The organism is Paenibacillus sp. MAHUQ-45, from assembly GCF_058133325.1.
On record NZ_JBYUPV010000006.1, the window covers coordinates 317,242 to 342,660 of the forward strand.

General features: G+C 49.4%; 20 protein-coding genes and 1 tRNA gene. 17 read left to right on the top strand and 4 right to left on the bottom strand.

Annotation, left to right across the window (positions count from 1 at the left end; all coding sequences use genetic code 11):
* Positions 1–174: 174 nt before the first annotated feature.
* From AC3Y23_RS15765 to AC3Y23_RS15775, 3 genes are all read right to left on the bottom strand, one after another.
* Positions 175–1,251, bottom strand: a complete 1,077-nt coding sequence (locus AC3Y23_RS15765) for a hypothetical protein (RefSeq protein ID WP_379200498.1) — start codon at positions 1,249–1,251, stop codon at positions 175–177.
* 130 nt (positions 1,252–1,381) lie between these two features.
* On the bottom strand, positions 1,382–2,413 hold the full coding sequence (locus AC3Y23_RS15770) for an ABC transporter permease (RefSeq protein ID WP_379200500.1): 1,032 nt from the start codon (positions 2,411–2,413) through the stop codon (positions 1,382–1,384).
* Complete coding sequence (locus tag AC3Y23_RS15775; RefSeq protein ID WP_379200502.1) at positions 2,410–3,141, bottom strand: ABC transporter ATP-binding protein; 732 nt, start codon at positions 3,139–3,141, stop codon at positions 2,410–2,412. The genes AC3Y23_RS15770 and AC3Y23_RS15775 overlap by 4 nt, the downstream gene beginning before the upstream one ends.
* A 366-nt stretch (positions 3,142–3,507) precedes the next feature.
* On the opposite strand from AC3Y23_RS15775, the gene AC3Y23_RS15780 reads away from it, so the two are divergent.
* The 6 genes from AC3Y23_RS15780 to AC3Y23_RS15805 all read left to right on the top strand — a co-directional run bounded on the left by AC3Y23_RS15780 (position 3,508) and on the right by AC3Y23_RS15805 (position 11,336).
* Positions 3,508–4,944, top strand: a complete 1,437-nt coding sequence (locus tag AC3Y23_RS15780; protein ID WP_379200504.1) for a stalk domain-containing protein — start codon at positions 3,508–3,510, stop codon at positions 4,942–4,944.
* 72 nt (positions 4,945–5,016) lie between these two features.
* Entirely contained in the window at positions 5,017–5,874 is an 858-nt protein-coding gene (locus tag AC3Y23_RS15785; RefSeq protein WP_379200506.1) for a phosphate ABC transporter substrate-binding protein, read from the top strand.
* 87 nt (positions 5,875–5,961) lie between these two features.
* Positions 5,962–6,909 (top strand): phosphate ABC transporter permease subunit PstC, encoded by a 948-nt coding sequence (gene pstC / locus AC3Y23_RS15790; protein WP_379200509.1) that lies wholly within the window; start codon positions 5,962–5,964, stop codon positions 6,907–6,909.
* A complete protein-coding gene (gene pstA / locus AC3Y23_RS15795) occupies positions 6,906–7,787 on the top strand; it encodes a phosphate ABC transporter permease PstA (protein ID WP_379200511.1) in 882 nt (293 codons plus the stop codon). The genes pstC and pstA overlap by 4 nt, the downstream gene beginning before the upstream one ends.
* Positions 7,788–8,061: 274 nt before the next feature.
* The gene (locus AC3Y23_RS15800) at positions 8,062–9,468 is read left to right on the top strand and encodes an MATE family efflux transporter (RefSeq protein WP_379200513.1); all 1,407 of its coding nucleotides are present in this window, start codon (positions 8,062–8,064) and stop codon (positions 9,466–9,468) included.
* A 59-nt stretch (positions 9,469–9,527) separates the two neighbouring features.
* The gene (locus AC3Y23_RS15805) at positions 9,528–11,336 is read left to right on the top strand and encodes an LTA synthase family protein (protein WP_379200515.1); all 1,809 of its coding nucleotides are present in this window, start codon (positions 9,528–9,530) and stop codon (positions 11,334–11,336) included.
* 200 nt (positions 11,337–11,536) lie between these two features.
* Here the strand turns inward: AC3Y23_RS15805 and AC3Y23_RS15810 are convergent.
* Positions 11,537–11,610, bottom strand: a tRNA-Arg gene (locus AC3Y23_RS15810).
* 223 nt (positions 11,611–11,833) lie between these two features.
* Here AC3Y23_RS15810 and AC3Y23_RS15815 point away from each other — a divergent pair.
* The 11 genes from AC3Y23_RS15815 (at position 11,834) to AC3Y23_RS15865 (ending at position 25,387) form a co-directional block, all read left to right on the top strand.
* A complete protein-coding gene (locus AC3Y23_RS15815; RefSeq protein WP_379200616.1) occupies positions 11,834–12,679 on the top strand; it encodes a hypothetical protein in 846 nt (281 codons plus the stop codon).
* A gap of 96 nt (positions 12,680–12,775) precedes the next feature.
* Positions 12,776–14,104, top strand: coding sequence for a trigger factor (gene tig, locus AC3Y23_RS15820; RefSeq protein WP_379200517.1), 1,329 nt, complete (start codon positions 12,776–12,778; stop codon positions 14,102–14,104).
* A gap of 319 nt (positions 14,105–14,423) precedes the next feature.
* Positions 14,424–15,014, top strand: coding sequence for an ATP-dependent Clp endopeptidase proteolytic subunit ClpP (gene clpP, locus AC3Y23_RS15825; protein WP_379200519.1), 591 nt, complete (start codon positions 14,424–14,426; stop codon positions 15,012–15,014).
* Positions 15,015–15,026: 12 nt separating this feature from the next.
* Entirely contained in the window at positions 15,027–16,283 is a 1,257-nt protein-coding gene (gene clpX / locus AC3Y23_RS15830) for an ATP-dependent protease ATP-binding subunit ClpX (RefSeq protein ID WP_379200521.1), read from the top strand.
* Positions 16,284–16,387: 104 nt separating this feature from the next.
* Positions 16,388–17,515, top strand: coding sequence for a flavodoxin-dependent (E)-4-hydroxy-3-methylbut-2-enyl-diphosphate synthase (ispG, locus tag AC3Y23_RS15835; protein WP_379200619.1), 1,128 nt, complete (start codon positions 16,388–16,390; stop codon positions 17,513–17,515).
* A 634-nt stretch (positions 17,516–18,149) separates the two neighbouring features.
* Positions 18,150–18,710, top strand: coding sequence for a hypothetical protein (locus AC3Y23_RS15840; protein ID WP_379200523.1), 561 nt, complete (start codon positions 18,150–18,152; stop codon positions 18,708–18,710).
* A gap of 138 nt (positions 18,711–18,848) precedes the next feature.
* Positions 18,849–20,558, top strand: a complete 1,710-nt coding sequence (gene lonB / locus AC3Y23_RS15845; protein ID WP_379200525.1) for an ATP-dependent protease LonB — start codon at positions 18,849–18,851, stop codon at positions 20,556–20,558.
* Positions 20,559–20,799: 241 nt separating this feature from the next.
* Positions 20,800–23,130, top strand: coding sequence for an endopeptidase La (gene lon / locus AC3Y23_RS15850; protein ID WP_379200621.1), 2,331 nt, complete (start codon positions 20,800–20,802; stop codon positions 23,128–23,130).
* A 47-nt stretch (positions 23,131–23,177) separates the two neighbouring features.
* A complete protein-coding gene (gene yihA, locus AC3Y23_RS15855; protein WP_379200527.1) occupies positions 23,178–23,834 on the top strand; it encodes a ribosome biogenesis GTP-binding protein YihA/YsxC in 657 nt (218 codons plus the stop codon).
* Positions 23,835–23,916: 82 nt separating this feature from the next.
* Positions 23,917–24,504, top strand: a complete 588-nt coding sequence (locus AC3Y23_RS15860; RefSeq protein WP_379200529.1) for a non-ribosomal peptide synthetase module — start codon at positions 23,917–23,919, stop codon at positions 24,502–24,504.
* A gap of 100 nt (positions 24,505–24,604) precedes the next feature.
* Positions 24,605–25,387, top strand: coding sequence for a tyrosine-protein phosphatase (locus tag AC3Y23_RS15865; protein WP_379200531.1), 783 nt, complete (start codon positions 24,605–24,607; stop codon positions 25,385–25,387).
* Positions 25,388–25,419: the final 32 nt, after the last annotated feature.

Sequence of the window (25,419 nt, forward strand, 5' to 3'; positions counted from 1 at the left end):
GTCTGTTCACGCTCCGTATAAATCTAGTCCTATATTAACAGAACAAGCGTACGCCTTCAAAATAATAAAGGATACAAACCATGTTCCTTAGTACAACGGTTCCCATGCACAAAAAAAGCGGAGTTCCGGCTCTCCTGCCGTAAACTCCGCTTCTCCGCTATTCTAGTGAACTATCTACAACTCAGAAATATACTTTAATTTTCCATTATAGAAATACAGATAGGTATCTCCGTATACTGCCAATCCAAGAGATTCATTAGTTCGGTCTGGATCGCCCCATGAGAAGTAAACTTCATCGAAAGTCATCCCGACGACTACCTTTTCAGCAACAATAGCTGCCCACATTTTATCACTGCTGTTAGTTAATGTACGAGGACTTTTATAGAGGAAAGTGCTGCTAATATTACTGATTTGATCCGCTACAGGTGCCAAAGTAATGGTAATTTCTTGACCACTGGCCCGGCGCAGGACAACTTCAATATCACCGCTCTCATTGTCCGCTTGAACGCTCTTTATCGTGACCTTCTCCATATTTTTGAACGGACTATCCTCGATCTGGGAATTCCGCACCCAAGCCGCTGTGCCATTAAAGGTCTTCTTCAAGTACTGTAGGTAATCCATTGTATACATCATAGCTTCGTCATCAATGTCTTGATTCAGCGTCCATGACGTGCCATCGTCCTTGAGCATGGAAAACTCAATCGAGGAGCCTCCATCGTACTGGACGTCTGTAATCCAATGTGTGCCTGGGAAACCGTAGACATAGACCTTCTTGCCTACAACGCTACCAAAGTTTCTTGGAAGCTTGCTGAGCGCTGTCAGTGTGGCATTGCTCTTCGCCTTGCCTTCATCTCCGCTCCAGATGAACAATGAGTAGGCGCTGGAGGCGTACTTGCCATCAATCGCGCCGATGTTCAACAATGTCTTGAATGCAACATAGTTGGAGTTGTTGTACAGGACCGAGTTGTCCTTGTTCAGTGTAGTAGCACCTTTGGCGCCACTCACACTAATGCCTGTAGCTGTCTTGGTCATGCTGATTCCCGGAATTTGATCCAGCAGCTTCACGGGTACATATGCCGATGAATTGACCAGGATCGACTTGGAAGTCGAGATAATCAGCTTGCCGTCCACAAACGTAGAGATTTCGTTATAAGCTGGTGCCGCTGCCGCGGCGGCTTTCCCTGTTCCCGCAGGGCTGCCCAGCCCGATAACGAGCAGCAGGGCAGTTAGTATTACGACCAATCTTTTCATAAGTCTTCTTCCCCCAATGTATTATGCTTTAACCGGTGTCTAATGGTTTAGCGTTCTATACATTCGCTGGGACTCCAGTATATTCCTGCCGATTCGACATAATTCTATCGGGAATTCGGATTTCCTTACATTACATTTTGCGGTGCTTGCGCAAAGCCAGTACATTCAGCGCCATGAACAGAAGGGAGAATCCGATCAGCACATACACGTCGAGGGCAATCGTCTTCCAGCCCTGGCCACGGATCATGATGTTCATTAGCGCCTCAGCGCCATAATATAGCGGTGTGGCCAGCCCGATCCGCTGCAACCAGAGTGGAAGCGTGTCGAGCGGAAATAATCCGCTCAGGAAGATTTGCGGTACGATGACCAGCGGGATAAACTGGATCATTTGCAGCTCATTAGCTGCGAAGGCCGAGAGCAAGGTGCCCAGTGTTAGAGCGGACATAGATAACAGCAAGGTTATCAGCAAGACGTAGCCGAAGCTACCGGTCATGAGGATTCCGAGCACATGAATAGAATACCAGGAGATCAACAGGGCCTGAACGATAGTGAACAGGCCAAAGCCGCACACATAACCCACGACAATCTCCCAACGTTTCAGCGGTGTCGAGAGCAACCGTTCCAGCGTGCCAGTGGTTCGCTCACGCAGGAAGGAGACCCCGGCAATCAGGAACACAAAGAAGAAGATAAACACACCGATCATAATTGGCCCGAAACGGTCAATAGTCTTCATGTCTTCAGAGCCGTACAGATAACTGATCTTGGGCTGGATGCTCTGCTGCGCATTGGGGATGGCCGCTTGAGAGGTTTCCTGGAGCACTGTCATCACCGCACGGCCCGCGGTAGGGTTGCTGCCTTCCAAAATAACATGAGGCACGTTGTTTTCCAGCGAGATTAACGCGTCAATGACGCCTTTTTTTAATGCATCGTTACCTGCCTCTGTAGAGGCATACTCCGTGATAATGGCCCCGTGCTTCACCAAGCTGGAAGACAGCGATGCTGCCTGACCAGTTACCCCAAGCTTCGGCGCATAGGCATCTCCGTTGAATACAAGGCTCATCAGACTGAGCACGAGCAGGGGGGCAATGAACATCAATGCCATAGTTCTTTTATCACGAATGAATTGCTGCAGAATTCGCAAGGTGATCGCTCTGACTCTCATGGACGGACACCTCCATAATATAGAAAGGCTTCCTCGAGGGTTGAAGAACCGGTAGCTTGCAGCAGTCCCGCAGGAGTGTCCGCAGCTAGCAGCTCTCCTTCCCGGATCATGCCCAGACGGTCGCATTTCTCGGCTTCGTCCATTACATGAGTAGTAAGGACAATGGTCGTCCCCTTCGTATTCAGCGCCTTCAGCTCATTCCAGATGGACAGCCGTAGCACAGGATCAATGCCGACTGTAGGTTCATCCAGAATCAGTAAGGGGGGCTCATGCAGCAGCGCGATTGCCAGAGACAGGCGACGCTTCATACCTCCAGAATAATCCCCCACTCTTTTGCGCAGATGATCCTCCAGATTGACCAGTTCCATGACAGCCTTGATGCGGCGGGCACGTCGTTGTCCCTTAAGACCGTACAGGGAAGCGAAGAATTCCAAGTTCTCCTTGGCACTGAGCTCTGTATAGAGCGCATCGGACTGGGCCATATAGCCGATCTGCTGAAGCATAGACAATTTGGGAAGCTTGACCCCGAGCAGGTGCACCTCACCAGAGGTGGCTTCATCGATACCGGTTAAAATTTTGACTAGCGTGGTCTTGCCTGATCCAGAGGGTCCCAGAATACCAAAGGTCTCAGCGGGCGCTACTTCGAGTGTTATATCTTTCAATACCTGTTTGCTGCCAAAAGATTTGCAGACATGGTTCACAGAAATGACGGGAGCATTCTTCTTCATATCCATTCTCCTTCATTAATGCAGGATATAAATCAGCATTCACTCGTGATTGTAGGTCAAGTGGGAATGATTGTAAACAGGACTTCCCGAATTGTTGACAGCAGCGATTTCCAGGTAAAAGGAAGGGCTGTCCGGCAACTATTATGTGCAAATAGACCCAATGGAAGGCGCTGGGGTCTTTTTATAGACATATTCACTAGAGATGCGGGACTAATAGACTCATTACGCGATATTTTACACTCTCTTAACAAAAAACTACCAAAATATGCCCAAATTAATATTTCCAAAACATACCTCTGCAACGGCATTGACAATTGTAGACGAAAATAACATTAGCAGTTACCTATAGGAAAAGGGTGAATCTAATTGAAAAACAGTAAATGGATAAGCGCAACCTTGGCTTCGGCACTTCTAGTAACCGCAGGGGCAGGGAGCGCATTAGCTGCCAGTGCAGGTGGTAGTAAGACAGGAACAGTAAGTGCAGCAGTCTCCGGGCCGGTAAAAGTCAATGAAGGTACCGCTACATGGACTGTAAATGGCACGCCAGTCACATTCAAGACAATTGACAGTGGCGGTTATAAACTTTATGCACTTAGCCAAGTAGCCGGCGAGATCGGAGCTCACGTAAAAGCCAGCGCAAGCGGCATTGAGCTGAACGACAGCAAAGGCCTACATACCCTTCAAATCAAACCAGGCTCCAAGAGCTTTCAAGTAGACGGTGAGGCACAAACATTCACTATTGCGCCTGTAACATACAAGAACATCACTTATGTAGAATTAACCAAGCTTGTTGTATCCTTGGGCGGTGAACTGGATGCCGAAAGTACATCCATTCTGAGCTTTGCCCGTCCTGAGGGTCTATTCGATACGATTCACTGGGCAGCAGACGGCAGCATTATTGCGAACAAAAGTGATGCCGAGTCGACTCAACTTCTTAAGTTTGGTGCGGATCAAGGTAACTACCAATTGTTCTCTACCGATGACAGCGCAGTAGATTTCGCAGTATCGGCTGACCAACGTTGGGGTGCTTTCAATGACGAGACTGGCCAGCTTCGTCTGATCGATCTGAACACTGGAGCTATTAAAGCGCTGGGTACTGACAACAGCGTTAAGACTGACCTGATCTGGTCCCAAGATGGTAAGAAGATCTACTTTATCCAAGGGGACAAGCAAGAGAAGATTGCTTCCATCTCCGTGGAATCGGGAACTGTAGCTACAGTGCTTGCTGACAAAGTCGAGAACAAATCCGAGCTGCGTGTGGCTGCTGACGAGAAGAGTGTTGCTTATATCGTCAACCTGACCGGTGTAGCCAAGAACGATGCTGACAGCACTGAAGATTCTCTTACAGTAGACTTCAGCAAAGCTGGAGAGCAGCTGTATAAGCTGGATCTGACAGTGAAAGACGCAAAACCAGTTGCACTCACTACTTCCGCAGACAACAAGCTGTACCCTGAAATTCTTGCTGATGGCAATGTAGCTTACCTGAGTGCAGATGCTGACGGTAAAGCAGCAAACACACTGAAGAGTGTGAAAGCTGACGGAACTAACTCGGACATCGCACTTGATATTGAGCCTACATGGGTAAGCAGTGTGAGTACTGGTCTGGTGGTGTCCGGTACGACAGCTAATGGCGATACAGTGGTATACTCCATCAATGCTAGCGGAGCTAAAACTGAGCTGTACCGTTCTTCTGAAGATGTATCCGAAGTGGCTGTGTCGAAAGACGGCAGCAAACTGGCAATCATCAGCGATGGCAAAGTAGTTGTTATCAAAGCCGGCAAAGCTCTCGAACTGACTAAATAACAATCATTCATTTGTACTTCTTAGACCTTACTAACTAATTTAACGGCGTATAGCCGAGAGGAGAAATAGTTCATGAAAGTTTTTAAAAAATTTACAGTAACTGCACTCACAGCAGTTCTTGCGTTAACAACAGCTTTTGCTGGAATCGCTTCTGCAGCTGACTCCCTTTCCGGAAAAATTACGGTGAATGGTTCCACAGCATTGCTTCCACTAACGCTGCAAGCAGCTAAGGAATTCCAAAAGCTTCACCCTAAAGTGAAAATCGCTGCTTCCGGTAAAGGTTCCGTAACTGGACCACAAGCTGTAAAAAAAGGCATCGCTGACATCGGCGCTTGCGACTGGGATGCTAGTATTGATGTTCCAGGCTTCAAAGCTTTTGACGGTCAAGTAGCAAACAAAGTAGCTGTTATTCCATTTGCTACAATCGTTAACAAAAATGTCGGTGTTGACAACCTGACTACAGATCAACTTAAAGGCATTTTCTCCGGTAAAATCACTAACTGGAAAGAAGTTGGCGGTTCGGATGCTGATATCGTTGTAATCACTCGTGCTTTCGGTTCCGGTACACGCGTTAACTATCAAGCTAAAGCTTTGGCTGGTGGCGATATCGTGAAGAAAGAAAAGAACTACAAAGAAACAGGTTCCAGCGGTGACATGAAAACAGCTGTAGCAACTACTCCTAACGCCATCGGATACATCGACTTGGTATATGTAAGTGGCGACGTTAAGGCTGTTAAATTCAACGGCGTTGAAGCTACTACAGATAACGTAATCAACGGTTCCTACAAAATTTGGGCTTACGGTTACTTCATGACTAAAGGCCAACCTACTGGCGCTACTAAAGAATTCATCGATTACGTACAAAGCAAGAAGTTCCAACAAGGTTCTTTGAAGAAGCTTAAATTCATTCCAATCGCATCGATGAAATAATATTAATATCCAAGATTATATTGAACGGTAAACAGCGGCCAGCTCCTAGAGAATCAGCGGGGGCTGGCCGCTTACAGGAGGGAACATATGGGGGCACCAGTCCACAACCTGGAATCCAGGCTGAAACAAAGCGCGGTTAAGGTCAGCGCTAATGCAAAACGACATAGCAGGCATATGCTAAGTAATGCAATATCCCGGTATTATTTTTTGTTCAGTATTTTGGCGCTTTGCTTTGTACTGGGCATGGTTATCTTATTTATCGGTAAAACGGCGATGCTAATGTTCGGCCAGGTCTCATTGGCTGACTTCTTCTTCTCTTTTAATTGGAGTCCGGAAGAGGATGCTTTCGGGGCAGCCGCGTTTATTGTGAATACACTTTCGCTAACTGCGCTTACAATGGTCATCGCAGTTCCCATCTCGGTAGGTATGGCGGTGCTTGTTGCCGAGATTGCTCCGAACTGGTTGAAGACCTTTATTCGCCCAGTGCTTGACCTGCTGGTCGGGATTCCATCCATCGTTTATGGATATCTGGGCCTTACCGTATTGCTTCCCTTCCTGCGTGATGTCAGTGGCCAGGGTCTCGGTGACGGAATATTGGCCGCGGCGCTTGTTCTATCCTTGATGGTGCTGCCGACGATCTGCCGGATCAGCGATGATGCCATTGTAGCTGTACCGCGCAAATACCGCGATGCAGCTTATGCTCTTGGTTCTACCCGTCTACAAGTAATTATGCGGGTAGTGCTGCCTGCGGCAGGCCGGGGGATTATTTCTGCGGTCATTCTCGGGATGACTCGTGCTGTTGGTGAGACAATGGCTGTTGTTATGGTCATCGGGAACACAGCCCAACTGGCCAAAACACTGTTCACACCTTCTTCGGTGCTGACAAGTAATATCGTAATGCAAATTTCTAATGTGGAATTTGACTCGACCTGGAACTATGCGCTGCACATGATGGCCTTCTTGCTGCTCGTGATCTCGTTCGTGCTGATTCTGATCATTCGGATACTCGGAAGAAAGCGGAGGGATGCAGCATGACCAGCTTCACACGGACACGCCATACGGCGCGGGCGCAGCTACGCGACAAAATAGCTACATACGGCTTCTATACGCTGGGCGGTCTGATTCTGCTGCTGATCTTCTGGTTGCTGTTCTCGATCATGGGCAAAGGCTTGCCATCCCTGAGTCTGGATTTCTTGCTCAAGCAGCCAGAGGAGATGGATGCTGGCGGCGGGATTGGTCCGGTACTGTTCAACTCCTTCTACATCCTGTTCATCTCACTGATCATCTCGGTTCCAATTGGACTGGGTGCGGGGATTTACATGGCAGAATACGCGCCAGATAACAAATTCACCGGTGCATTACGGATCTGTGTAGAAGCCTTGTCCTCGGTTCCATCCATTGTATTCGGTATGCTCGGTCTAGCGATTTTCGCTGAATACTTCGGGATTGGACTTACGATTCTGGGCGGAGGCGTCAGCTTGGCGCTCTTGAACCTGCCAATGCTGGCTCGCGTAACAGAAGAAGCGGTGCGCGCCGTTCCCGGCGATATCCGCGAAGCGGGTTATGCGCTCGGTATGACCAAATTCCACGTCATCCGTACGGTAGTGCTCCCTGTTGCCTTGCGCTCTATCGTAACCGGTATCTGTCTGGTTGCTGGTCGTGCTTTCGGGGAGTCTGCGGTTATCATCTTGACTGCTGGCCTTAGTACCTCGGGCGAAATGTGGGACTTTAACCTGTTCTCGCCAGGCGAGACGCTGGCGGTGCATCTGTGGTACGTCCAATCCGAGGCGATCGTTGAGGATGCACGTCAGATTGCCGACCGTTCGGCAGCTGTGCTGGTTATAGTTGTCCTGCTCATCAACTTGGCCTTCCGCTTCCCGCTGTGGCTGAACAACCGCCGTCAGGGACGCTGATTTCAGTTGAAGTGAGGATGCCGTTCAGTAGAACAATATGTCTTATTGTCTCAATCTAAAGCTGTCTCCGGTAGTTTTCATGCTGCCTGGAGGCGGCTTTTTTGCGTTGTACTGCAGCAGGGCGAAAATAATCCTGTTTTCGGTCATAAGGCTCCGTCCGCTGGTAGTGGGGGACACTCTTCATCTCCTACACTGATATAGAAGTCAGCCAGGATCTGAGAACTGGGTTCGGATAACGGCTTCTATTTTATTTAGAGAAAAGAGGTTTCCTTCTATGTCAACGTTACAGCAGACCACAGATGGAAAAGAGAAGCAGAAGCTTCTAATCCTGAACGAGAATCTGTGGAAAATAATGTACCAGCTATCCTGGCCAGCAATTATCGCCATGGTATTGTACGGACTGAACGCGGTGATCGCCGCTGTATTTGTGGGCCGTTATGTAGGTGAGACTGCTTTAGCCGGTGTCTCCGTAGCCTACCCATTGACACAAATCAGCCTCGGGTTAGGCTCCCTGATCGGGGTTGGGGCAGGCGCGGTGTTGAGCATTGCTATTGGAAGGCGGGATCAACTTACTCAGCAGCGTTTGATGGGCAATGTAAATTACATAACGGTCATTGTGACCGTAGTCTACATGTTGCTAGGCCTATTATTTTCTACCCAATTAGTGTCAATCATGGGAGGAGAGGGAGAAACGCTGAAGATGGGTAATAGCTACTTCAGGATTACCGTTTGGGGCGCTTTCTTTTGGATCTACGGTTTGGCCGCGAATATGATTGTCAGAGCTGAGGGCAAGATGAAGTCTGCGGCAGTCGTGATGGGCATTGGCTTGGTGGCAGATGTTCTCTGCAATTATTTGCTTGTAGCCGTCCTGCAACTAGGGGTGGAGGGTGCTGCTTGGGCGACCAATATCGGAATGTTCGTCTATACACTACTGGGCTGGATTTACTTTGGTAGAGGATGGTCTTCCTTTAAAAGCAAAGCTTTTGCAATTTACCGAGATGGGACTACCTTAAAATCCATTTTCAGTCTGGGTATGTCTTCCTTTATTATGAATTTTATGAACCTGGTGCAGGCCGTAATTGTGTTTAATGCCCTGTCCAAATACGGCACCATTGCCGATGTGGCCTTCTACGGGGTCGTTTTCCGGGTATTCACATTCTTGCTTACACCGATCTTCGGTCTTATGCGCGCACTGCAGCCGGTTATCGGAATTAACTTCGGGGCAGAGAAATACGAGCGTGTCATTCAATCCTACAAAATATTCACATTAGCTTCCATGGTGCTGACCCTGCCGTTCTGGTTAATTGCCATGTGGAGTCCACAGATGATTCTGGGGCTTATGCTGCCCGATCAGGTCTTCAGTGGGGCGGAGCTGATGTACTTCCGGATTAACATGGCGGTCCTGCCGCTGTTATCGATGATTTTTATGGCGATGACCTTCTTCCCGTCTATTGATAAAGGAAAACCGGCTGCGATCATCGGGATTGCCAGACAGCTTGTGTTCTATGTTCCGGTGATGTTAGTGCTGCCAAGAATTATGGGAGTTTCCGGTGTGTACTGGGGGACGCTGGCGATTGATGCCATGATCGTACTGTGGACAGCGTGGATGGTTCGCAAGGAATTTAGCCTTTTACGAAAGCGGGGCGACGCCTCCGTCACAGAAGCACAGTTGCAAATTTAAGGTTTATTTAATCAAAATGGCGTATACTGTTCGATTAGAATAGATAGAGGAGGATATGTATGCGTCGTTTTACGTCTGCCAAAGAGCTGAATATACTGCTTTTACTGCTGCTACTAGGCGGATTTTTGCTTAATTTCTTCATGCAAACGTCTTCGCTCGGGATGAATGCCAGCAGCGCTTTGACCTGGATTTCGCAATATTACTGGCTTTATATATTTGGTAGCTTGTTCTTTTTCTTTGTACTACTTTGCTTTGCACTGATCATTCCCAACATTTATGCCGGAACATTGCTGGCGTTCGTAGGATGCCTCCTGATTGGCATAGCGAATTATAAGAAGCTCTCCACCACCGGAGAGCCGCTGTTTCCCTGGGATTTAATGCAGCTTAAGAACGCTCGTGAGATGAGTAAGATCACCTCAGGGATGATTTCTCCGCTGGCGATGGTGCTAGCCGCCGTTTTGCTGGTTGCAGTGGTGTATTTAATCTGGAAGCTACCTAGAGTGCAGATTCGCTTCAGACTGCGCGCAATCTTAACGCTTCTCTCTGCTGTCATGATCGGGGGATTTATCTGGATGGTTGGTGGACAGCATGCGCTGGCGACCTCTATCCAGTACCAGAATATTTACTGGAATCAGAAGGTCAATTACAGCCAGAACGGTTTTGTGTTCGCCTTCACGGGCAATCTCAAGCAGAAGCTGATCGAGAAGCCGGCGAATTACAGTCAAGCGTCTATTGCCCGGATTGCCGAGAAATATGGTGCGTTGCCTGCTGGTAGCGATAAAACTACTACGCTTACGGAGCGTCCGAACATCATGTATATGATGGATGAAGCATTCTTTGATGTGACCCGTCTACCCGGCTTTACCTTCAGTGAAGACCCGCTGGCGTTCATTCATCAGGAGGGGAAGAACACTCCGTCCGGTTATCTGCTCTCGCCGGAGTTTGGCGGGAACACGGCCAATGTCGAATTTGAGGCGCTGACCGGCCTGTCGATGTATTTTCTTAAAGACGGATCAATTCCTTATCAGCAGAAGATTGTCAAAATGTCAGAGATCCCATCCATCGTCAGCATACTCAAGGACAGAGGCTATCAGGCACTTGCCGTGCATCCTTTTGACGATACCTTCTATAATCGAAACCGGGTCTATCCAATTATGGGCTTCGACGAATTTACCAGTGAGAAAGAGATGGAGAACTCAGAGCGGATTACGCCGAATGGCTATATCTCCGATATGTCTGCCGTTCAGGAAGCTGTCGGAAAGCTGAAGGCAGCGAAGCAGCCGACCTTCCTGCATCTTGTAACTATGCAGAATCATTTTCCTTTTACTAAAGGACTGAACGGCCCCAATACTATTAGTGTAGGCGGTACACAGCCAGCCTGGAAGGACGAGCTGGAGACCTATGTCCATGACACGAAGCTGACGGATGAGGCGCTGGCATATCTGGCCCAGGAGCTGAAGACGATCCAGCGTCCGACTATTGTCGCTTTCTGGGGTGATCATCTGCCGGCGCTGTCGGCCGATATCTATACCCAGACGGGATGGGATAATGATCCAAGGTTGAAGCATGAGACGAAGCTAATCTATTTGGCTAATTTTGATATTGGAAAAGAACCTGTGGGTACGATGAGTCCTGCATTTATCGGCCCCACGGTGTTTCAGCTGTCGGGTCAGGAAATGCCAGCATTCTACAAGCTTTTGCGCGAGGTGCAGGCAGAGATTCCGGGTCTGAGCAAAAATGTGCTCATCGGTTCAAAAGATACTATCCAGGATCTGAACGAGCAGCAGCAGGCGATTTTGGAGGATTATCGACTTGTGGAGTACGATATTCTGGAAGGCGAGAATTATTCACAGGACTTGCTGTTTTAGGCGGAAGGTACAACGTTGGTACGATAGCTGATCTATTAGTAATGCCCGGGGCAACCCGGGCATTTTATATTTCTCGCTGAAACGGATACCGTCCCTTAGAGAGGACATGGCAAAGCCTTTTCTACTTGTGGAATGAAGATTCTTGGGACACCTTGTGAGAACGCAAAAAAAGCCTTCCGTAAAGGAAGGCTTTTGCATGACGTCCCGGAAGGGATTCGAACCCCCGACCGTGCGCTTAGAAGGCGCATGCTCTATCCAGCTGAGCTACCGGGACACAGGTAGAATGAGTTAAAAGCAAGCAAAAATTATGTTATCATACATAAGAGTGTTTTTCAAGCGGTTTTTTTAAACGTAACCAAGGATATGCTATAATCAACCAAGAATATCGTTTTGGAAAAAAAGGAGGTGCCCTCATTAAACAATCAGATTCCCCTGCCAAAGACAATATCGTGCTGTTTCCGCGCACGCTGGATTATTACCAGATTCAGCTGACGGTCATGCTGGAGAGTGAACGTTACGGGGAAGCGATGGAGCTGCTGCGTTTTTTGCTGCAGTGCCAGGGACAGGAAGAGCGGCACTATGAGGAATGGCAGTCCCTGCTCGACTGGCTGGTGGCGGCTTTTCCTTATGCCTCCGGCAGCGGAGAAACGGACAGCAGTTCCAGACATGAAGAGGAAGAACTCCAAGAGGAGGATATGGCCCGGGTGCTGGCGAGATCCAAACTGGAGGAAGATACAGAGTATCCTGTTAAGCTGCTGCGAAAGATTATGGAAGAACCGCTGTCCGAAGCGACAATTCTGGCACTCGAACAACTCTCCTATTTGGAAGGGGAAGGAATCGATGAGGCACTGATACAGTGGCTTGGGCAGGGCAATGTCCATCCACTCCTGCAATTCCGCACGCTGCAGACGCTGCACAAGCGCGGCGCTCAGGGAAGCATTCATCTGACCCGGGGCCAGGAGACAGTCGTCGTCGAGATTGAGAGTGTGCCGCTGCAGAATGATGAATTTCCGCCGCAGATCAGTCAGGTTCTGGAACGTGTGGCTGAACAAGCCGAGGTGCATGAGCCTACGCTGTATTATTTTGCCCAAGAGCTCTGGGGACAGTTCGTGATGTCTATTTACGGATCAAGAGATTATCGGACGCTGCTGGAAGGTGAGTATGCCATGCTGGACATATGGGCCGGAGCGCTGCACCAGATGGTTTCCGAAAGTCTGAACGGTGTCCGGCAGGAAGAGGAAACTCGGGCCATGTACGGGATTACAGATAGCATGCGCTTTCAATTTGAAGGAGCTTACCGCACTCTGAAAGGATTTGTAAAGACTTCTCTACTTGATAAATGAAGTGATGTTGTATATAATATAATGGTTATTCTGTGCGTGAACTGCGTGAATATTTGAGTAAACATGTGAACCTATTTTTGGAGGGGAAAGTATAACATGAAAGCAACTTGGGAAAAGATAGAGAAGAACCTTGGCGTTCTTGAAGTCGAAGTAGGAGCAGATCGTGTAGCTGCAGCACTCGACAAAGCTTTTAATAAAGTAGTTAAGAAAGCAAACGTGCCTGGATTCCGTAAAGGTAAAGTACCACGGCCGATTTTTGAATCCCGTTTTGGCGTAGAAAGCCTGTACCAAGACGCGATTGACATTCTTCTTCCTGAAGCTTACGGTGAAGCAGTTGAACAAACTGACATCTTCCCTGTAGACCGTCCTGAAGTGGATATCGAGCAATTTGCTAAAGGTCAATCCTTTATTTTCAAAGCGAAAATCACTGTGAAACCAGAAGTAGTGCTTGGTCAATATAAAGGTCTTGAAGTTCCAGCTCAAAAAGCAGAAGTTACTGAAGATGAGCTGAATGCAGAATTGACTCGTCTGCAAGAGCGTCACGCTGAGCTGGTTGTCGTTGAAGACGAAACCGCAGTTCTGGGCGACATCGCCGTAATCGATTTCGACGGTTCTGTTGATGGCGTACAATTCGAAGGTGGACAAGCTGAGCGTCATTCCTTGGAACTGGGAAGCAATTCCTTCATTCCAGGTTTTGAAGAGCAAGTTGTAGGCATGGGAACTGGAGATTTCAAGGATGTTGAAGTAACTTTCCCTGAAGCTTACCATGCTGAGAATCTTGCAGGTAAAGCTGCTGTATTCAAAGTGAAGCTGCACGAAATCAAACGCAAACAGCTTCCAGCTCTGGATGACGAGTTCGCTAAAGATGTAAGTGAATTCGATACATTGGATGAGTACAAAGCAGACCTGAAGAAACAACTGGAATCCCGTAAAGCGGATGAGCTGAAAGGCGCTCGCGAGAACGCTGTTGTTGATAAAGCAGCTGAGAACGCTGAAGTTGAAATTCCAGAAGCAATGATCAACAGCGAAGTTCAAAACATGGTTCGTGACTTCGACAACCGTCTTCGTCAACAAGGTATGAACATGGACATGTTCCTGAGCTTCTCCGGCCAAACTCGTGAAGACCTCGAGAACCAAATGAAGGGCGATGCTGAAAAACGCGTTCGCAACAACCTGGTTCTGGAAGTTATCGCGAAGCAAGAGAACATTGAAGTGTCTGAAGAAGACGTTAACCAAGAGCTGGCTAACATGGCTGAATCCTTCAAACGTACTCCTGAGGAAATCCGCAGCATTCTTGCAGCGAACGGTTCCCTGAGCAGCCTGAGCGATGAGCTCTCCCTGCGCAAAACCATTGATTTGCTTGTTGAGAGCAGCGTAGAAGTTGAAGCTACTGAAGAAGCAGCTGAAGACAAAAGCGCTGAGTAATTTCTGCGCCAATTGATCCACCTATAACGGCCTTTTAGGAGGCCTTCATACACAGAAGATAAGGCACGTATATTTAGCTACGTGCCTTATTTTTTACATATGACATGTATTTCAGTACCTACTTCCGAGATTATAAATCTCAGAAAGCTCCGGGTGCAGTTATGAAACCCTGTCAATACGGATATAATTGCGAGGTAATGTCATACACTTTAGCATTGTGATAGACCGGGGTAGTGAAAAAATGACATTGCGTCTTGAACGTGTTAAAATATTTCTGAAACGGAAAGACTAATCTATACAGAGAAAAGAGGTTGGTGGCATGAGTCTGGTACCAATGGTTGTGGAATCTACAAGTCGGGGCGAACGCTCATACGATATCTATTCCAGGTTGCTTAAGGATCGCATCATTTTCCTAAGCAATGCGATTGACGATGATGTCGCCAATCTGGTTATCGCCCAGTTGCTGTTTCTGGCTGCGGATGACCCTGAGAAAGACATACACCTGTACATCAATTCACCCGGTGGTTCTGTAACAGCCGGCATGGGTATATATGATACGATGCAGCACATCAAACCGGATGTTTCAACGATTTGTGTGGGCATGGCCGCAAGTATGGGGTCGTTGCTTTTGACGGCAGGTGCGCCGGGTAAACGTTATGCGCTTGCCAACAGTGAGGTTATGATTCATCAGCCGCTGGGCGGCGTTCAGGGTCAGGCTTCCGATATCTGGATTCACACAGACTGGATTCTCAAGACCAGACAGAAGCTGAACCAAATTTATGTAGATCGCACAGGTCAGCCCCTTGAAAAAATCGAACGGGATACCGACCGCGATAACTTCATGAGCGCGGAAGAAGCAAAGGAATACGGGCTTATTGACCAGGTCCTCACTTCACCGATCAAATCTTAAAGGGGTGGTTAAATGTTTAAGTTTAATGATGAAAAAGGACAACTGAAATGTTCTTTTTGCGGTAAATCGCAAGAACAGGTACGCAAACTAGTAGCCGGACCTGGCGTTTATATATGCGACGAATGTATTGAGCTGTGCACGGAGATCGTGGAGGAAGAGCTCGGTCATGAGGAAGAGCTGGATCTGAAGGATATTCCGAAACCGAAGGAAATTCGCGATATTCTTGATCAATATGTTATCGGCCAGGAGCAAGCCAAGAAATCCCTGTCGGTAGCGGTATACAATCACTATAAACGTGTGAACAGTCAGAGCAAGGTGGAAGATGTTGAGCTGACGAAGAGTAACATCCTGTTGCTCGGCCCGACAGGTTCCGGTAAGACGCTCTTGGCACAGACTATGGCGAAGATTCTTAACGTACCTTTTGCCATCGCCGATGCGACTTCCTTGACAGAAGCCGGTTATGTTGGTGAGGATGTGGAGAACATTCTCCTGAAGCTGATCCAGGCGGCTGATTATGATGTGGAAAAAGCCGAACGCGGTATTATCTATATTGATGAAATTGATAAAGTGGCACGTAAATCCGAGAACCCGTCCATTACCCGTGACGTTTCCGGTGAAGGTGTACAGCAGGCCCTGCTGAAAATTCTTGAAGGTACAGTAGCTTCTGTTCCACCGCAAGGCGGACGTAAGCATCCACATCAAGAATTTATCCAGATCGACACTACGAACATCTTGTTCATCGTTGGTGGTGCTTTTGACGGCCTGGAGCAAATGATCAAACGCCGGATCGGTAAAAAGGTCATCGGCTTCAACGCTGCGGCTGAAGGTCAAAAGGATCTGAAGCCAGGCGAATACCTGTCGATGGTATTGCCAGAAGACTTGCTCAAATTCGGACTTATCCCTGAGTTCGTAGGCCGTTTGCCAGTCATCTCGACACTAGAGCCGCTGGATGAGAAGACTTTGGTACGGATTCTGTCCGAACCGAAGAACGCGCTCACTAAGCAATACATTAAGCTGCTGGAGATGGATAACGTTGCGCTGAAGTTCGAGCCACAAGCGCTTGAAGCAATCGCGAAGGAAGCCATCAAACGCAACACGGGCGCTCGCGGTCTGCGTGCCATCATCGAGAGCATTATGCTTGACGTAATGTATGAAGTACCTTCTCGCGATGACATCAAGGATTGCGTCATCACTGAGCAGGTTGTTCAAGAGAAGGCTCTGCCGGAATTGAACATCAAGAAAGACAAGAAACAAGAGGAAAGCGCGTAACGCTTCTTTAACAATACATGCCAACGTCTCCACCTTTCTTCCGCTTATCCCGCTTCACTGGCGGGAGCGAAGGGGTGGAGCTTTGGCGTTATGGGGGAGAAATCATGTTCTTGAGACACCAGACCCGTCCCGTCAATGTAGGCGGAGTCATTATTGGCGGCAATAACGAGGTTGCGATTCAAAGCATGTGTACTACCAAAACTGCGGATGTGGAAGCTACTGTAGCGGAAATTCTGCGGCTTGAGGAAGCCGGATGTCAGCTGGTGCGTGTCACCGTTAACAACGAAGAAGCTGCTGAGGCGATCAAGGAAATCAAGAAACGGATTCATATCCCGCTTGTTGCGGATATTCATTTTAATTATAAACTGGCACTTATGGCGATTGAGAACGGCATTGACAAGGTGCGGATTAACCCGGGTAACATCGGCCGCCGTGAGAAGGTCGAAGCAGTAGTCAAGGCTTGTAAGGAAAAAGGAATTCCTATCCGGATTGGCGTAAACGCCGGCTCGCTGGAGAATCACCTGCTAGAGAAGTATGGCTATCCGACGCCGGAAGCTATGGTCGAGAGCGCTTTGTATCATATCGGAATTCTGGAAGAGCTGGATTTCCACGATATTATCGTATCGCTTAAGGCATCTGATGTGCCGATGGCCATCGAAGCATACCGCCAGGCGGCAGAAGTCATTCCTTACCCGCTGCACTTAGGTATTACTGAATCCGGCACGTTGTTCGCTGGGACAGTGAAAAGCTCTGCCGGGATTGGCGCACTGCTCTCTATGGGTATTGGCAGCACTGTGCGGATTTCACTGAGTGCTGATCCGGTAGAAGAAGTGAAGGTAGCGCGTGAGCTGCTGAAGACCTTCGGCCTAATCTCCAACGCGGCAACGTTGATTTCCTGTCCGACCTGTGGACGACTGGATATCGATCTGTTCTCGATTGCTAATGAAGTGGAAGAATACATCTCCAAGCTTAAGGTGCCGATCAAAGTATCCGTGCTGGGCTGCGCCGTTAACGGCCCAGGCGAAGCGCGTGAAGCTGATATTGGAATCGCCGGAGCGCGCGGAGAAGGCTTGCTGTTCCGCTATGGCCGGATGATCCGCAAAGTGCCGGAAGCCGATCTCGTCTCCGAGCTGAAGAAGGAGATCGATGTCATCGTCGAGCATTTCGAAAGAACCGGGGAAATCCCCGGCCGCAAGCATGCCCAATTGGGCGGGCCGGTGGAGACGGTATAACAGGCTGGAATTTGGCACTTATTTTACGACTTATGGGTTAGAAGTAGCTTCACATCGTTGCTCGATTGGTGGCTGGATAGCTGGTGTTGAGTAACTGGTGATGGTAAGCTGATACTGTGCAGCTCGTGCTGAGTAGCTGGTGTTGGCAAACTGATACTGGGGAGCTCGTACAAAGGTTCTATTTCGAAAATAGAGGCATTTTTGCACCTTATTTACGCGCCAAATGAAGCAAAAACCAATATAAGTGCAATTCTGCACCTTAAATTGTGCAAAAGTTAGGATTCAGGGAAATAACCTTCGAATTAAGGTACTAAAATGCCCTTATTTCTATATATCTCTAATCATCAGTGTAATTAAGATACGATTTTGCCCTTAATTTACCTCAGCCTTCAGCTGCGGGAAGAAAATGGCATGATGCATACTTCTAAGTAGTGGCGAAGAACGCCCTGCGAACGCTCCGGGTTATCCGGCGGCGAGAGCGGGGCGTTTTTTTGTATTTTTTTAAATAGAGGAGGAGAAGATCATCAATTATGAACAAGCACATGAAGCCTTTCTGGAGCGCCATCTGACCGCCAGGTCGGGAGAGAGGCAGGGTCGGCTGAAAAGAGGACACGGGCACGCTGAACAACTATTTTTGCACAATGTATGGTGGCCGCTTCGGGGAGATTTCGCTGATTTGCATCCGGAGTATGAAGTGCTGGATTGGCGAGGACGTTCGTACTTTGCAGATTTCGCGTATTTGCCGGGACCCCTCAAACTGTTGTTCGAGATCAAAGGGTATGCAGCGCATGTTAGAGACATGGACAGACAGAAGTACAGTAATGAGCTGAATAGAGAAACGTTTCTGTATGGAATGGGGTATCAGGTACTTTCCTTCGCATACGATGATGTGGAGCAGCGCCCTGATTTGTGTATAACCTTACTAAGACTCGCGCTCAGCCGACATCAGACGATTAAGGCACCAGATGGCAGGATTCAGCTAATGGAGAAAGAAGTTATGCGTTTCGTAGTAGGGCAAGCTGGAAGCATCCGCCCGAAGGATGTGGCCGATTTTTTTGCCTTGACCCCAAGAAGAGTACGTATACTGCTGTCAGGATTGTGTGAGAAGGGCTGGTTGGTACCTGTTAAAAGAGGCGACGGAATGCGGAATGTACAGTATGAACTAGGCCGAGAGGTTCTGCATTACTGGGATTGATGAGAGAGAGTTGAAAAAGTAGAACGCTAATCCAGAAATCATCTCCCCCGAGCGTTTATGAATGACCGAAACGGCTATACTACCTAGTAGTAGCCAAGGGTGTAAGAGAGGTATTCAGAACGAACAGGAGGATGACCTATGGAATTAAGTATATTGCTGATGATCGTGCAGCTCTTTTTCGCGCTGGTTATCGGCGTTTATTTTTGGAATCTGCTGCGGGGACAGAAGACCAATAAGACGGCGGTGGACCGGGAATCGCGAAAAGAGCTGGATAAGCTGCGTAAAATGCGGATGGTGTCGCTGACCAAACCGCTGTCGGAGAAGACACGTCCGGCCTCCATCGGAGATATTGTGGGGCAGAAGGATGGTCTGCGGGCCTTGAAGGCCGCGCTGTGCAGCGCGAATCCGCAGCATGTCATCATATATGGACCACCAGGTGTTGGCAAGACGGCCGCAGCGCGTGTAGTGATGGAAGAAGCCAAGAGGAATGTGCTCTCCCCGTTCAAAAATGATGCCAAATTCACGGAGATTGATGCTACTACGGCTCGTTTTGATGAACGAGGAATTGCCGATCCGCTGATCGGCTCTGTGCATGATCCTATCTACCAGGGAGCCGGGGCCATGGGGGTGGCCGGCGTGCCTCAACCCAAACCGGGCGCGGTTACGAAGGCGCATGGGGGGATTCTGTTTCTGGACGAGATTGGGGAGCTGCATCCCATCCAGATGAACAAGCTGCTGAAAGTGCTGGAGGACCGGAAGGTGCTGCTGGAGAGCGCCTATTATAATTCAGAGGACAGCAATACACCGGCGTATATTCATGATATCTTTCAAAATGGCCTGCCGGCAGATTTCCGTCTCGTAGGTGCAACGACGCGCTCGCCAGAGGAAATTCCGCCCGCGCTCCGCTCGCGCTGCATGGAGATCTATTTCCGGCCACTGCTGCCGGAGGAGATTGCTGTCATCGCCCGGGATGCGATTCAGAAAATCGGGCTAAAGCCGAGTCCCGAGGCGGTTACCGTTGTCCAGCAATATGCTACCAACGGGCGGGAAGCCGTCAACATGATTCAGTTGGCGGCCGGTCTTGCGCTGACTGAGCAGCGCGAAACCCTTAGCGCTGCGGATGTAGAGTGGGTAGCGAGCAGCAGCCAGCTCCCGCTGCGCACCGAGCGCAAGATTCCCACAGCTCCGCAAGTGGGATTGGTCAACGGGCTAGCGGTCTACGGACCGGGCATGGGTACGCTGCTGGAAATTGAAGTGTCGGCAGCACCAGCTACAGGTGGTCAGGGCCGACTCAACATCACCGGCGTTGTCGATGAAGAAGAGACGCGCGGTGGCTCGCGCACGATCCGGCGTAAGAGTATGGCCAAGGGTTCGGTGGAGAATGTCTTGACTGTGCTACGCACCATGAACCTAGAGCCGGATCGTTATGATCTGCACGTTAATTTCCCGGGTGGTACACCCATCGATGGGCCTTCTGCCGGGGTGGCGATGGCGGTGGCCATTGTCTCCGCCATCCGCGGGCTGCCTGTGGACAACACAGTGGCAATTACCGGAGAGATTGGGATTCATGGACGTGTGAAGCCGGTGGGCGGCGTTATCGCCAAGGTCGAAGCCGCCTTCCAGGCTGGAGCTACCACTGTCCTGATTCCCAAAGACAACTGGCAGTCTCTGTTTGAAGACCTCTCGCCACTGCGGGTCATTCCCGTGGAGACAGTGGAGGAAGTATTCCGCCACCTCTTCGGCGCACATATCGCCGATGTGAGACTGCCAGCCGTATCCGGCGAGACATTCTCGGGAGCGCCCTCGCTGCTCAAAGCCGATGCTTCCGGCGAAAGCACCAGTCTGTAGAATTTCTAAGTCTGTAGAATTTCTAAGTTTGTAGATCTTCTAAGTTTGTAGAATTTCTAAGCCTGTAGATTTTCATATTCAGCACAGCAACATCATCGGTTGCGCCTGGGAAATAGATTGCAATACAAGCATAGCAAACACCGGCAGGCCGCATAATAGCGGCCCGTTGGTGTTTTGAGGCTGCTTTTGATAGAATGAATGCATGTGACATTACTTGAGAGCCATTGGGGGTGTGAAAGCGATGATACAGAACAAATCGAAAGGTCGTCGTTTTCCTTTATTGCCGCTTCGAGGCCTTCTTGTGTACCCGAGCATGGTGCTTCACCTGGACGTGGGCCGCGAGAAGTCAGTCAAAGCGCTGGAGAAGGCTATGGTTGAAGATAATTTAATCCTCCTCTGTTCTCAATCTGAAGTGAATATTGAGGAACCGGGTCAGGAAGATATTTTTCGGGTGGGTACCGTCGCCAACGTAAGGCAGATGCTGAAGCTGCCGAACGGCACGATTCGTGTGCTGGTAGAAGGTGTGGAACGGGCCGAAATCATTCATTATACCGATAATGAAGAGTATTATGAAGTGATGGCGCGTGAACTGCCTGAGGAAGAGGGAGCCGATCAGGAGAGCGATGCCCTGATGCGCACCGTTCTGAATCAGTTCGAGCACTATATCACGCTTTCCAAGAAAGTTACGCCGGAGACGCTTGCTGCGGTATCCGATATTGAGGAGCCAGGGCGTTTGGCTGACGTGATCACTAGCCATCTGGCGCTGAAGATCAAGGATAAACAGGAAATCCTGGAGACCATAGATGTTCGCAAACGTCTGGAGAAGCTGCTCGATATTCTCAACAATGAGCGTGAAGTGTTGGAACTGGAACGCAAGATCAACCAGCGCGTGAAGAAGCAGATGGAGAAGACCCAGAAGGAATATTATCTGCGCGAGCAAATGAAAGCGATCCAGAAAGAGCTTGGCGAGAAGGAAGGCCGGGCAGGGGAAGCGGAAGAGCTGCGGGCCCAGATGGAAGAGAAGGATCTTCCGGAGCGTGTCAAAGAGAAGATCGAGAAGGAGATCGACCGTCTGGAGAAAATGCCGGCTAGCTCGGCGGAAGGTGGCGTGATCCGCAACTATGTGGATTGGCTGCTTAGTCTCCCATGGAATGACTGGACCGAGGATGATCTCGATATCGTGAAGGCTGAAGAGGTGCTGGACGCCGATCATTATGGTCTGGAGAAGCCGAAGGAACGGGTGCTGGAATACTTGGCCGTTCAGCAACTGGTTAAGAAGCTCAAGGGACCTATTCTTTGTCTTGTAGGGCCTCCGGGTGTCGGCAAAACATCGCTGGCGCGCTCGATCGCCCGTTCGCTGAACCGCAAATTCGTCCGCATCTCGCTCGGCGGTGTGAGGGATGAAGCTGAGATTCGCGGCCACCGCCGCACCTATGTCGGTGCGATGCCGGGTCGGATCATTCAAGGCATGAAGACCGCTGGCAGTACGAATCCGGTCTTTCTGTTGGACGAAATCGACAAGATGGCTGCGGATTTCCGCGGCGATCCTTCAGCTGCGCTGCTGGAGGTGTTGGACCCGGAACAGAACAGCACGTTCAGCGACCATTTTGTCGAGCTGCCATTTGATCTGTCCAACGTTATGTTCGTGACGACAGCCAATGCAGTGCACAACATCCCACGGCCCCTACTGGACCGGATGGAGATGCTCTTTATTCCCGGATACACGGAACTGGAGAAACTGCAGATAGCCAGTCGTTATCTCATGCCGAAGCAGAAGAAGAACCATGGTTTGGAAGAGGATCAGCTGAGCATCCCAGAGGAGACCCTGCTTAAGATTATCCGTGAATATACACGGGAATCCGGGGTGCGTAACCTGGAGCAGCAGATCGCTGCCTTGTGTCGTAAAGCTGCGAAGCAACTGGTCTCGGCGGAGAAGGAAGCTGTAACTATCCTTGAGGAAGATCTTAAGGATTATTTGGGAGCCTCCAAGTATCGTTATGGCATGGCAGAGCTGGAGGACCAGATCGGAACGGTAACAGGTCTGGCCTGGACCGAGGTTGGCGGCGATACGCTGCTGATTGAGGTAACGGTGGTTCCGGGCGCAGGTAAGCTGATCCTGACTGGACAGCTTGGAGATGTCATGAAGGAATCGGCACAAGCCGCTTTCAGCTACACCCGTTCGAAAGCGGTGGAGCTGGGGCTGGAGCCTGATTTTTACGAGAAAAATGATATTCACATTCACATCCCGGAAGGTGCCATTCCGAAGGATGGACCATCCGCAGGTATAACGATCGCTACGGCGTTAATCTCTGCGTTGACCAAACGCTATGTCTCGAAGGATGTCGCCATGACCGGTGAGATTACGCTTCGCGGTCGTGTACTGCCGATCGGTGGATTGAAGGAAAAATCACTTGCGGCTCATCGTGCCGGGTATAAGAAAATTCTACTGCCCAAGGACAATGAACGTGACTTGAAGGAAATTCCCGACAGCGTCAAAAAAGATGTAGAGTTCGTCCCGGTATCCCATATGGACCAGGTGCTGCATCATGCGCTTGTGGAGCATCATACCTAAAAATCAGCAGTGAGCCACGTAGTAGTGTGCATTAGAAAGGAAGTTCTATGAAAGTTAATAACGCCGAATTTATTATCAGTGCCGTCGGCCCTGATCAATACCCTGACGACGCCTTGCCAGAGATTGCTCTGGCAGGGCGCTCCAATGTAGGAAAGTCCTCTTTGATCAATCGTATGATTAACCGTAAGAATCTGGCCCGGACAAGCTCTACCCCGGGTAAGACGCAGCATATGAACTATTATCTTGTTAATGAGAACATGTATTTCGTGGACTTTCCAGGATACGGTTACGCCAAGGTGTCCAAGACCCAGCGTGCGACCTGGGGTAAAATGGTGGAAAAATATTTGGCCGAACGGGATACGCTGAAGCTTGTTCTGCTCGTCGTGGATCTTCGTCACCCGCCTACGAGCAATGACAAGATGATGTTCGACTGGCTGAAGCACTATGACATTCCGATGTGCGTGGTAGCCACCAAGGCCGACAAAATTCCGAAGACCCGTTGGCCGAAGCATATCAAGATCATGAAGCAGGAACTGGGCGTACTGCCGGGTGATCTGTTCATTCAATTTTCATCGGAAATCGGACTTGGTCGTGAGGAGCTGTGGGCACTGATCGCCGAGCATATCCAGTCTACTGAGCAGGAAGTGGCAGAAGAGGTAGCTGACGGTCAAGAGCCGGATGCTGGTGAAGTCACCGAAGCGTAGAACGTGCATAGCAGTATGGCAAGAAGCTCGTGTTCATTGTATAATCTTGCTAAACAGTGTTACCAAGAATTGAGGGATTAAGATGGCTCAGCGTCTGGCTACGGAATATGTGAATGCGACTTTGCAAATGACGGAATTTCAGATGAACCAGTTCCTGCTCACAGCAGATACCTGTTATATTAGTCACCGTGTCAAAGTGCTCGGCGGCGGGGAACAGGAGATTGTGCTGGAGGCGGCTGGGGGAGAGGAAGTTCACTTGTCCTTTGAACGCAAGGGTAGCATTTATGTCTGCAAGTTGTCCTGTCGGGTGGTCAACCCCCATTTGAATAATGCGATTCGCAAGCTGTTCGTAACCTACAAGGGAACAGGAACGGTTAATCGAATATACAAAGGCTTCACGATGATGTATTACTATGTGGCTGGCTCTGTCCGCCAAATTTCGGAAATTACGCCTGGTGGCAGCAAGCTGATCTACCAGCACAAGCATACGGTTGCAGAAATGCTGAAAATATACCAATCCAACTTCGTAGAAGAGGAGATTGCAGCCCTCAGGCGGCAGGTGAATCTGCTGCTGGATGCACGCAATGCCGCGGAATCGTTGTACCGTATTGCAGAGATTGATGGTGAATTGAGCGCTGCTGCCGCAAGGCTTTTCCAATTGGAAGCATAATGAAAGAGTTACTGAAAGGTACAATCATTTCCAAGCGAAATGGTTGTATTTTTTTGTCGAAAAACTAAAGATATAGGTAGAAAGGACCGATAGAGAACTTATGATAGATATACATTGCCACATCTTACCCTTTATGGATGACGGAGCTAGTGACTGGGACGCTGCACTAGACATGGCGAGCGATGCCCTGGCGGATGGAATCACCAGCGTAGTCGCCACACCACATCATGCCAACGGACAATATATGAATCCTGCAAGTAATACACTGGCAGCTGTGGAGGAGTTGAATGAGAGACTTCGGCGGGCCGGGAACCCGCTGAATGTTCTTCCGGGTCAGGAAGTCCGTGTCTATGGCGATCTTTTGGCTGATCTGGAGCAGGGCGAGCTCTTAACTTTGTCAGGTTCTCGTTATCTCTTGCTAGAGATGCCATCCTCACGAATCCCCCGCAATATGGAGGAAGTCTGCCATGAACTGATCATTCAGGGAATCGTTCCGATTATTGCACATCCGGAGCGCAATGCCGAAGTTGCAGCAGAGCCAGCCAAACTGCAAAAACTGACTGAAATAGGTGTACTGGGCCAATTAACTGCGCAAAGTCTTGCGGGTACCTTCGGGAGCAAGCTGCAAAAGCTGTCGCTGGAGCTATGCCGCATGGGGGCCGTACATATGATTGCTTCCGATGCCCATGACAGCGTGCGCCGTCCGTTCGGACTGAGTGAGGCATACAGAATACTAGAGTCAGAGATGGGGCCGGAGGTCTGCGACTATTTTCGTGAAAACACGCAGAAAATTGTCATGAATGAGCAGGTATTTCAGCAGCATTTTGTAAAAATACGAACAAAGCGTCAGAAATTGTTCGCTTTTTTTTCCCGAAAAGGCTGACCAAATGCTGGAATGATGGTAGAATGGTTTTT

What these genes read in the sequence shown, in the direction of transcription:
- lonB (WP_379200525.1), top strand. Translation starts at nt 18,849, where the DNA reads ATGGAATTAAGTATATTGCTGATGATCGTGCAGCTCTTTTTCGCGCTG.
- pstA (WP_379200511.1), top strand. Translation starts at nt 6,906, where the DNA reads ATGACCAGCTTCACACGGACACGCCATACGGCGCGGGCGCAGCTACGC.
- clpX (WP_379200521.1), top strand. Translation starts at nt 15,027, where the DNA reads ATGTTTAAGTTTAATGATGAAAAAGGACAACTGAAATGTTCTTTTTGC.
- pstC (WP_379200509.1), top strand. Translation starts at nt 5,962, where the DNA reads ATGGGGGCACCAGTCCACAACCTGGAATCCAGGCTGAAACAAAGCGCG.
- AC3Y23_RS15800 (WP_379200513.1), top strand. Translation starts at nt 8,062, where the DNA reads ATGTCAACGTTACAGCAGACCACAGATGGAAAAGAGAAGCAGAAGCTT.
- AC3Y23_RS15775 (WP_379200502.1), bottom strand. Translation starts at nt 3,141, where the DNA reads ATGAAGAAGAATGCTCCCGTCATTTCTGTGAACCATGTCTGCAAATCT.
- AC3Y23_RS15765 (WP_379200498.1), bottom strand. Translation starts at nt 1,251, where the DNA reads ATGAAAAGATTGGTCGTAATACTAACTGCCCTGCTGCTCGTTATCGGG.
- AC3Y23_RS15770 (WP_379200500.1), bottom strand. Translation starts at nt 2,413, where the DNA reads ATGAGAGTCAGAGCGATCACCTTGCGAATTCTGCAGCAATTCATTCGT.
- clpP (WP_379200519.1), top strand. Translation starts at nt 14,424, where the DNA reads ATGAGTCTGGTACCAATGGTTGTGGAATCTACAAGTCGGGGCGAACGC.
- tig (WP_379200517.1), top strand. Translation starts at nt 12,776, where the DNA reads ATGAAAGCAACTTGGGAAAAGATAGAGAAGAACCTTGGCGTTCTTGAA.
- AC3Y23_RS15815 (WP_379200616.1), top strand. Translation starts at nt 11,834, where the DNA reads ATGCTGGAGAGTGAACGTTACGGGGAAGCGATGGAGCTGCTGCGTTTT.
- lon (WP_379200621.1), top strand. Translation starts at nt 20,800, where the DNA reads ATGATACAGAACAAATCGAAAGGTCGTCGTTTTCCTTTATTGCCGCTT.
- ispG (WP_379200619.1), top strand. Translation starts at nt 16,388, where the DNA reads ATGTTCTTGAGACACCAGACCCGTCCCGTCAATGTAGGCGGAGTCATT.
- AC3Y23_RS15805 (WP_379200515.1), top strand. Translation starts at nt 9,528, where the DNA reads ATGCGTCGTTTTACGTCTGCCAAAGAGCTGAATATACTGCTTTTACTG.
- AC3Y23_RS15865 (WP_379200531.1), top strand. Translation starts at nt 24,605, where the DNA reads ATGATAGATATACATTGCCACATCTTACCCTTTATGGATGACGGAGCT.
- AC3Y23_RS15860 (WP_379200529.1), top strand. Translation starts at nt 23,917, where the DNA reads ATGGCTCAGCGTCTGGCTACGGAATATGTGAATGCGACTTTGCAAATG.
- yihA (WP_379200527.1), top strand. Translation starts at nt 23,178, where the DNA reads ATGAAAGTTAATAACGCCGAATTTATTATCAGTGCCGTCGGCCCTGAT.
- AC3Y23_RS15785 (WP_379200506.1), top strand. Translation starts at nt 5,017, where the DNA reads ATGAAAGTTTTTAAAAAATTTACAGTAACTGCACTCACAGCAGTTCTT.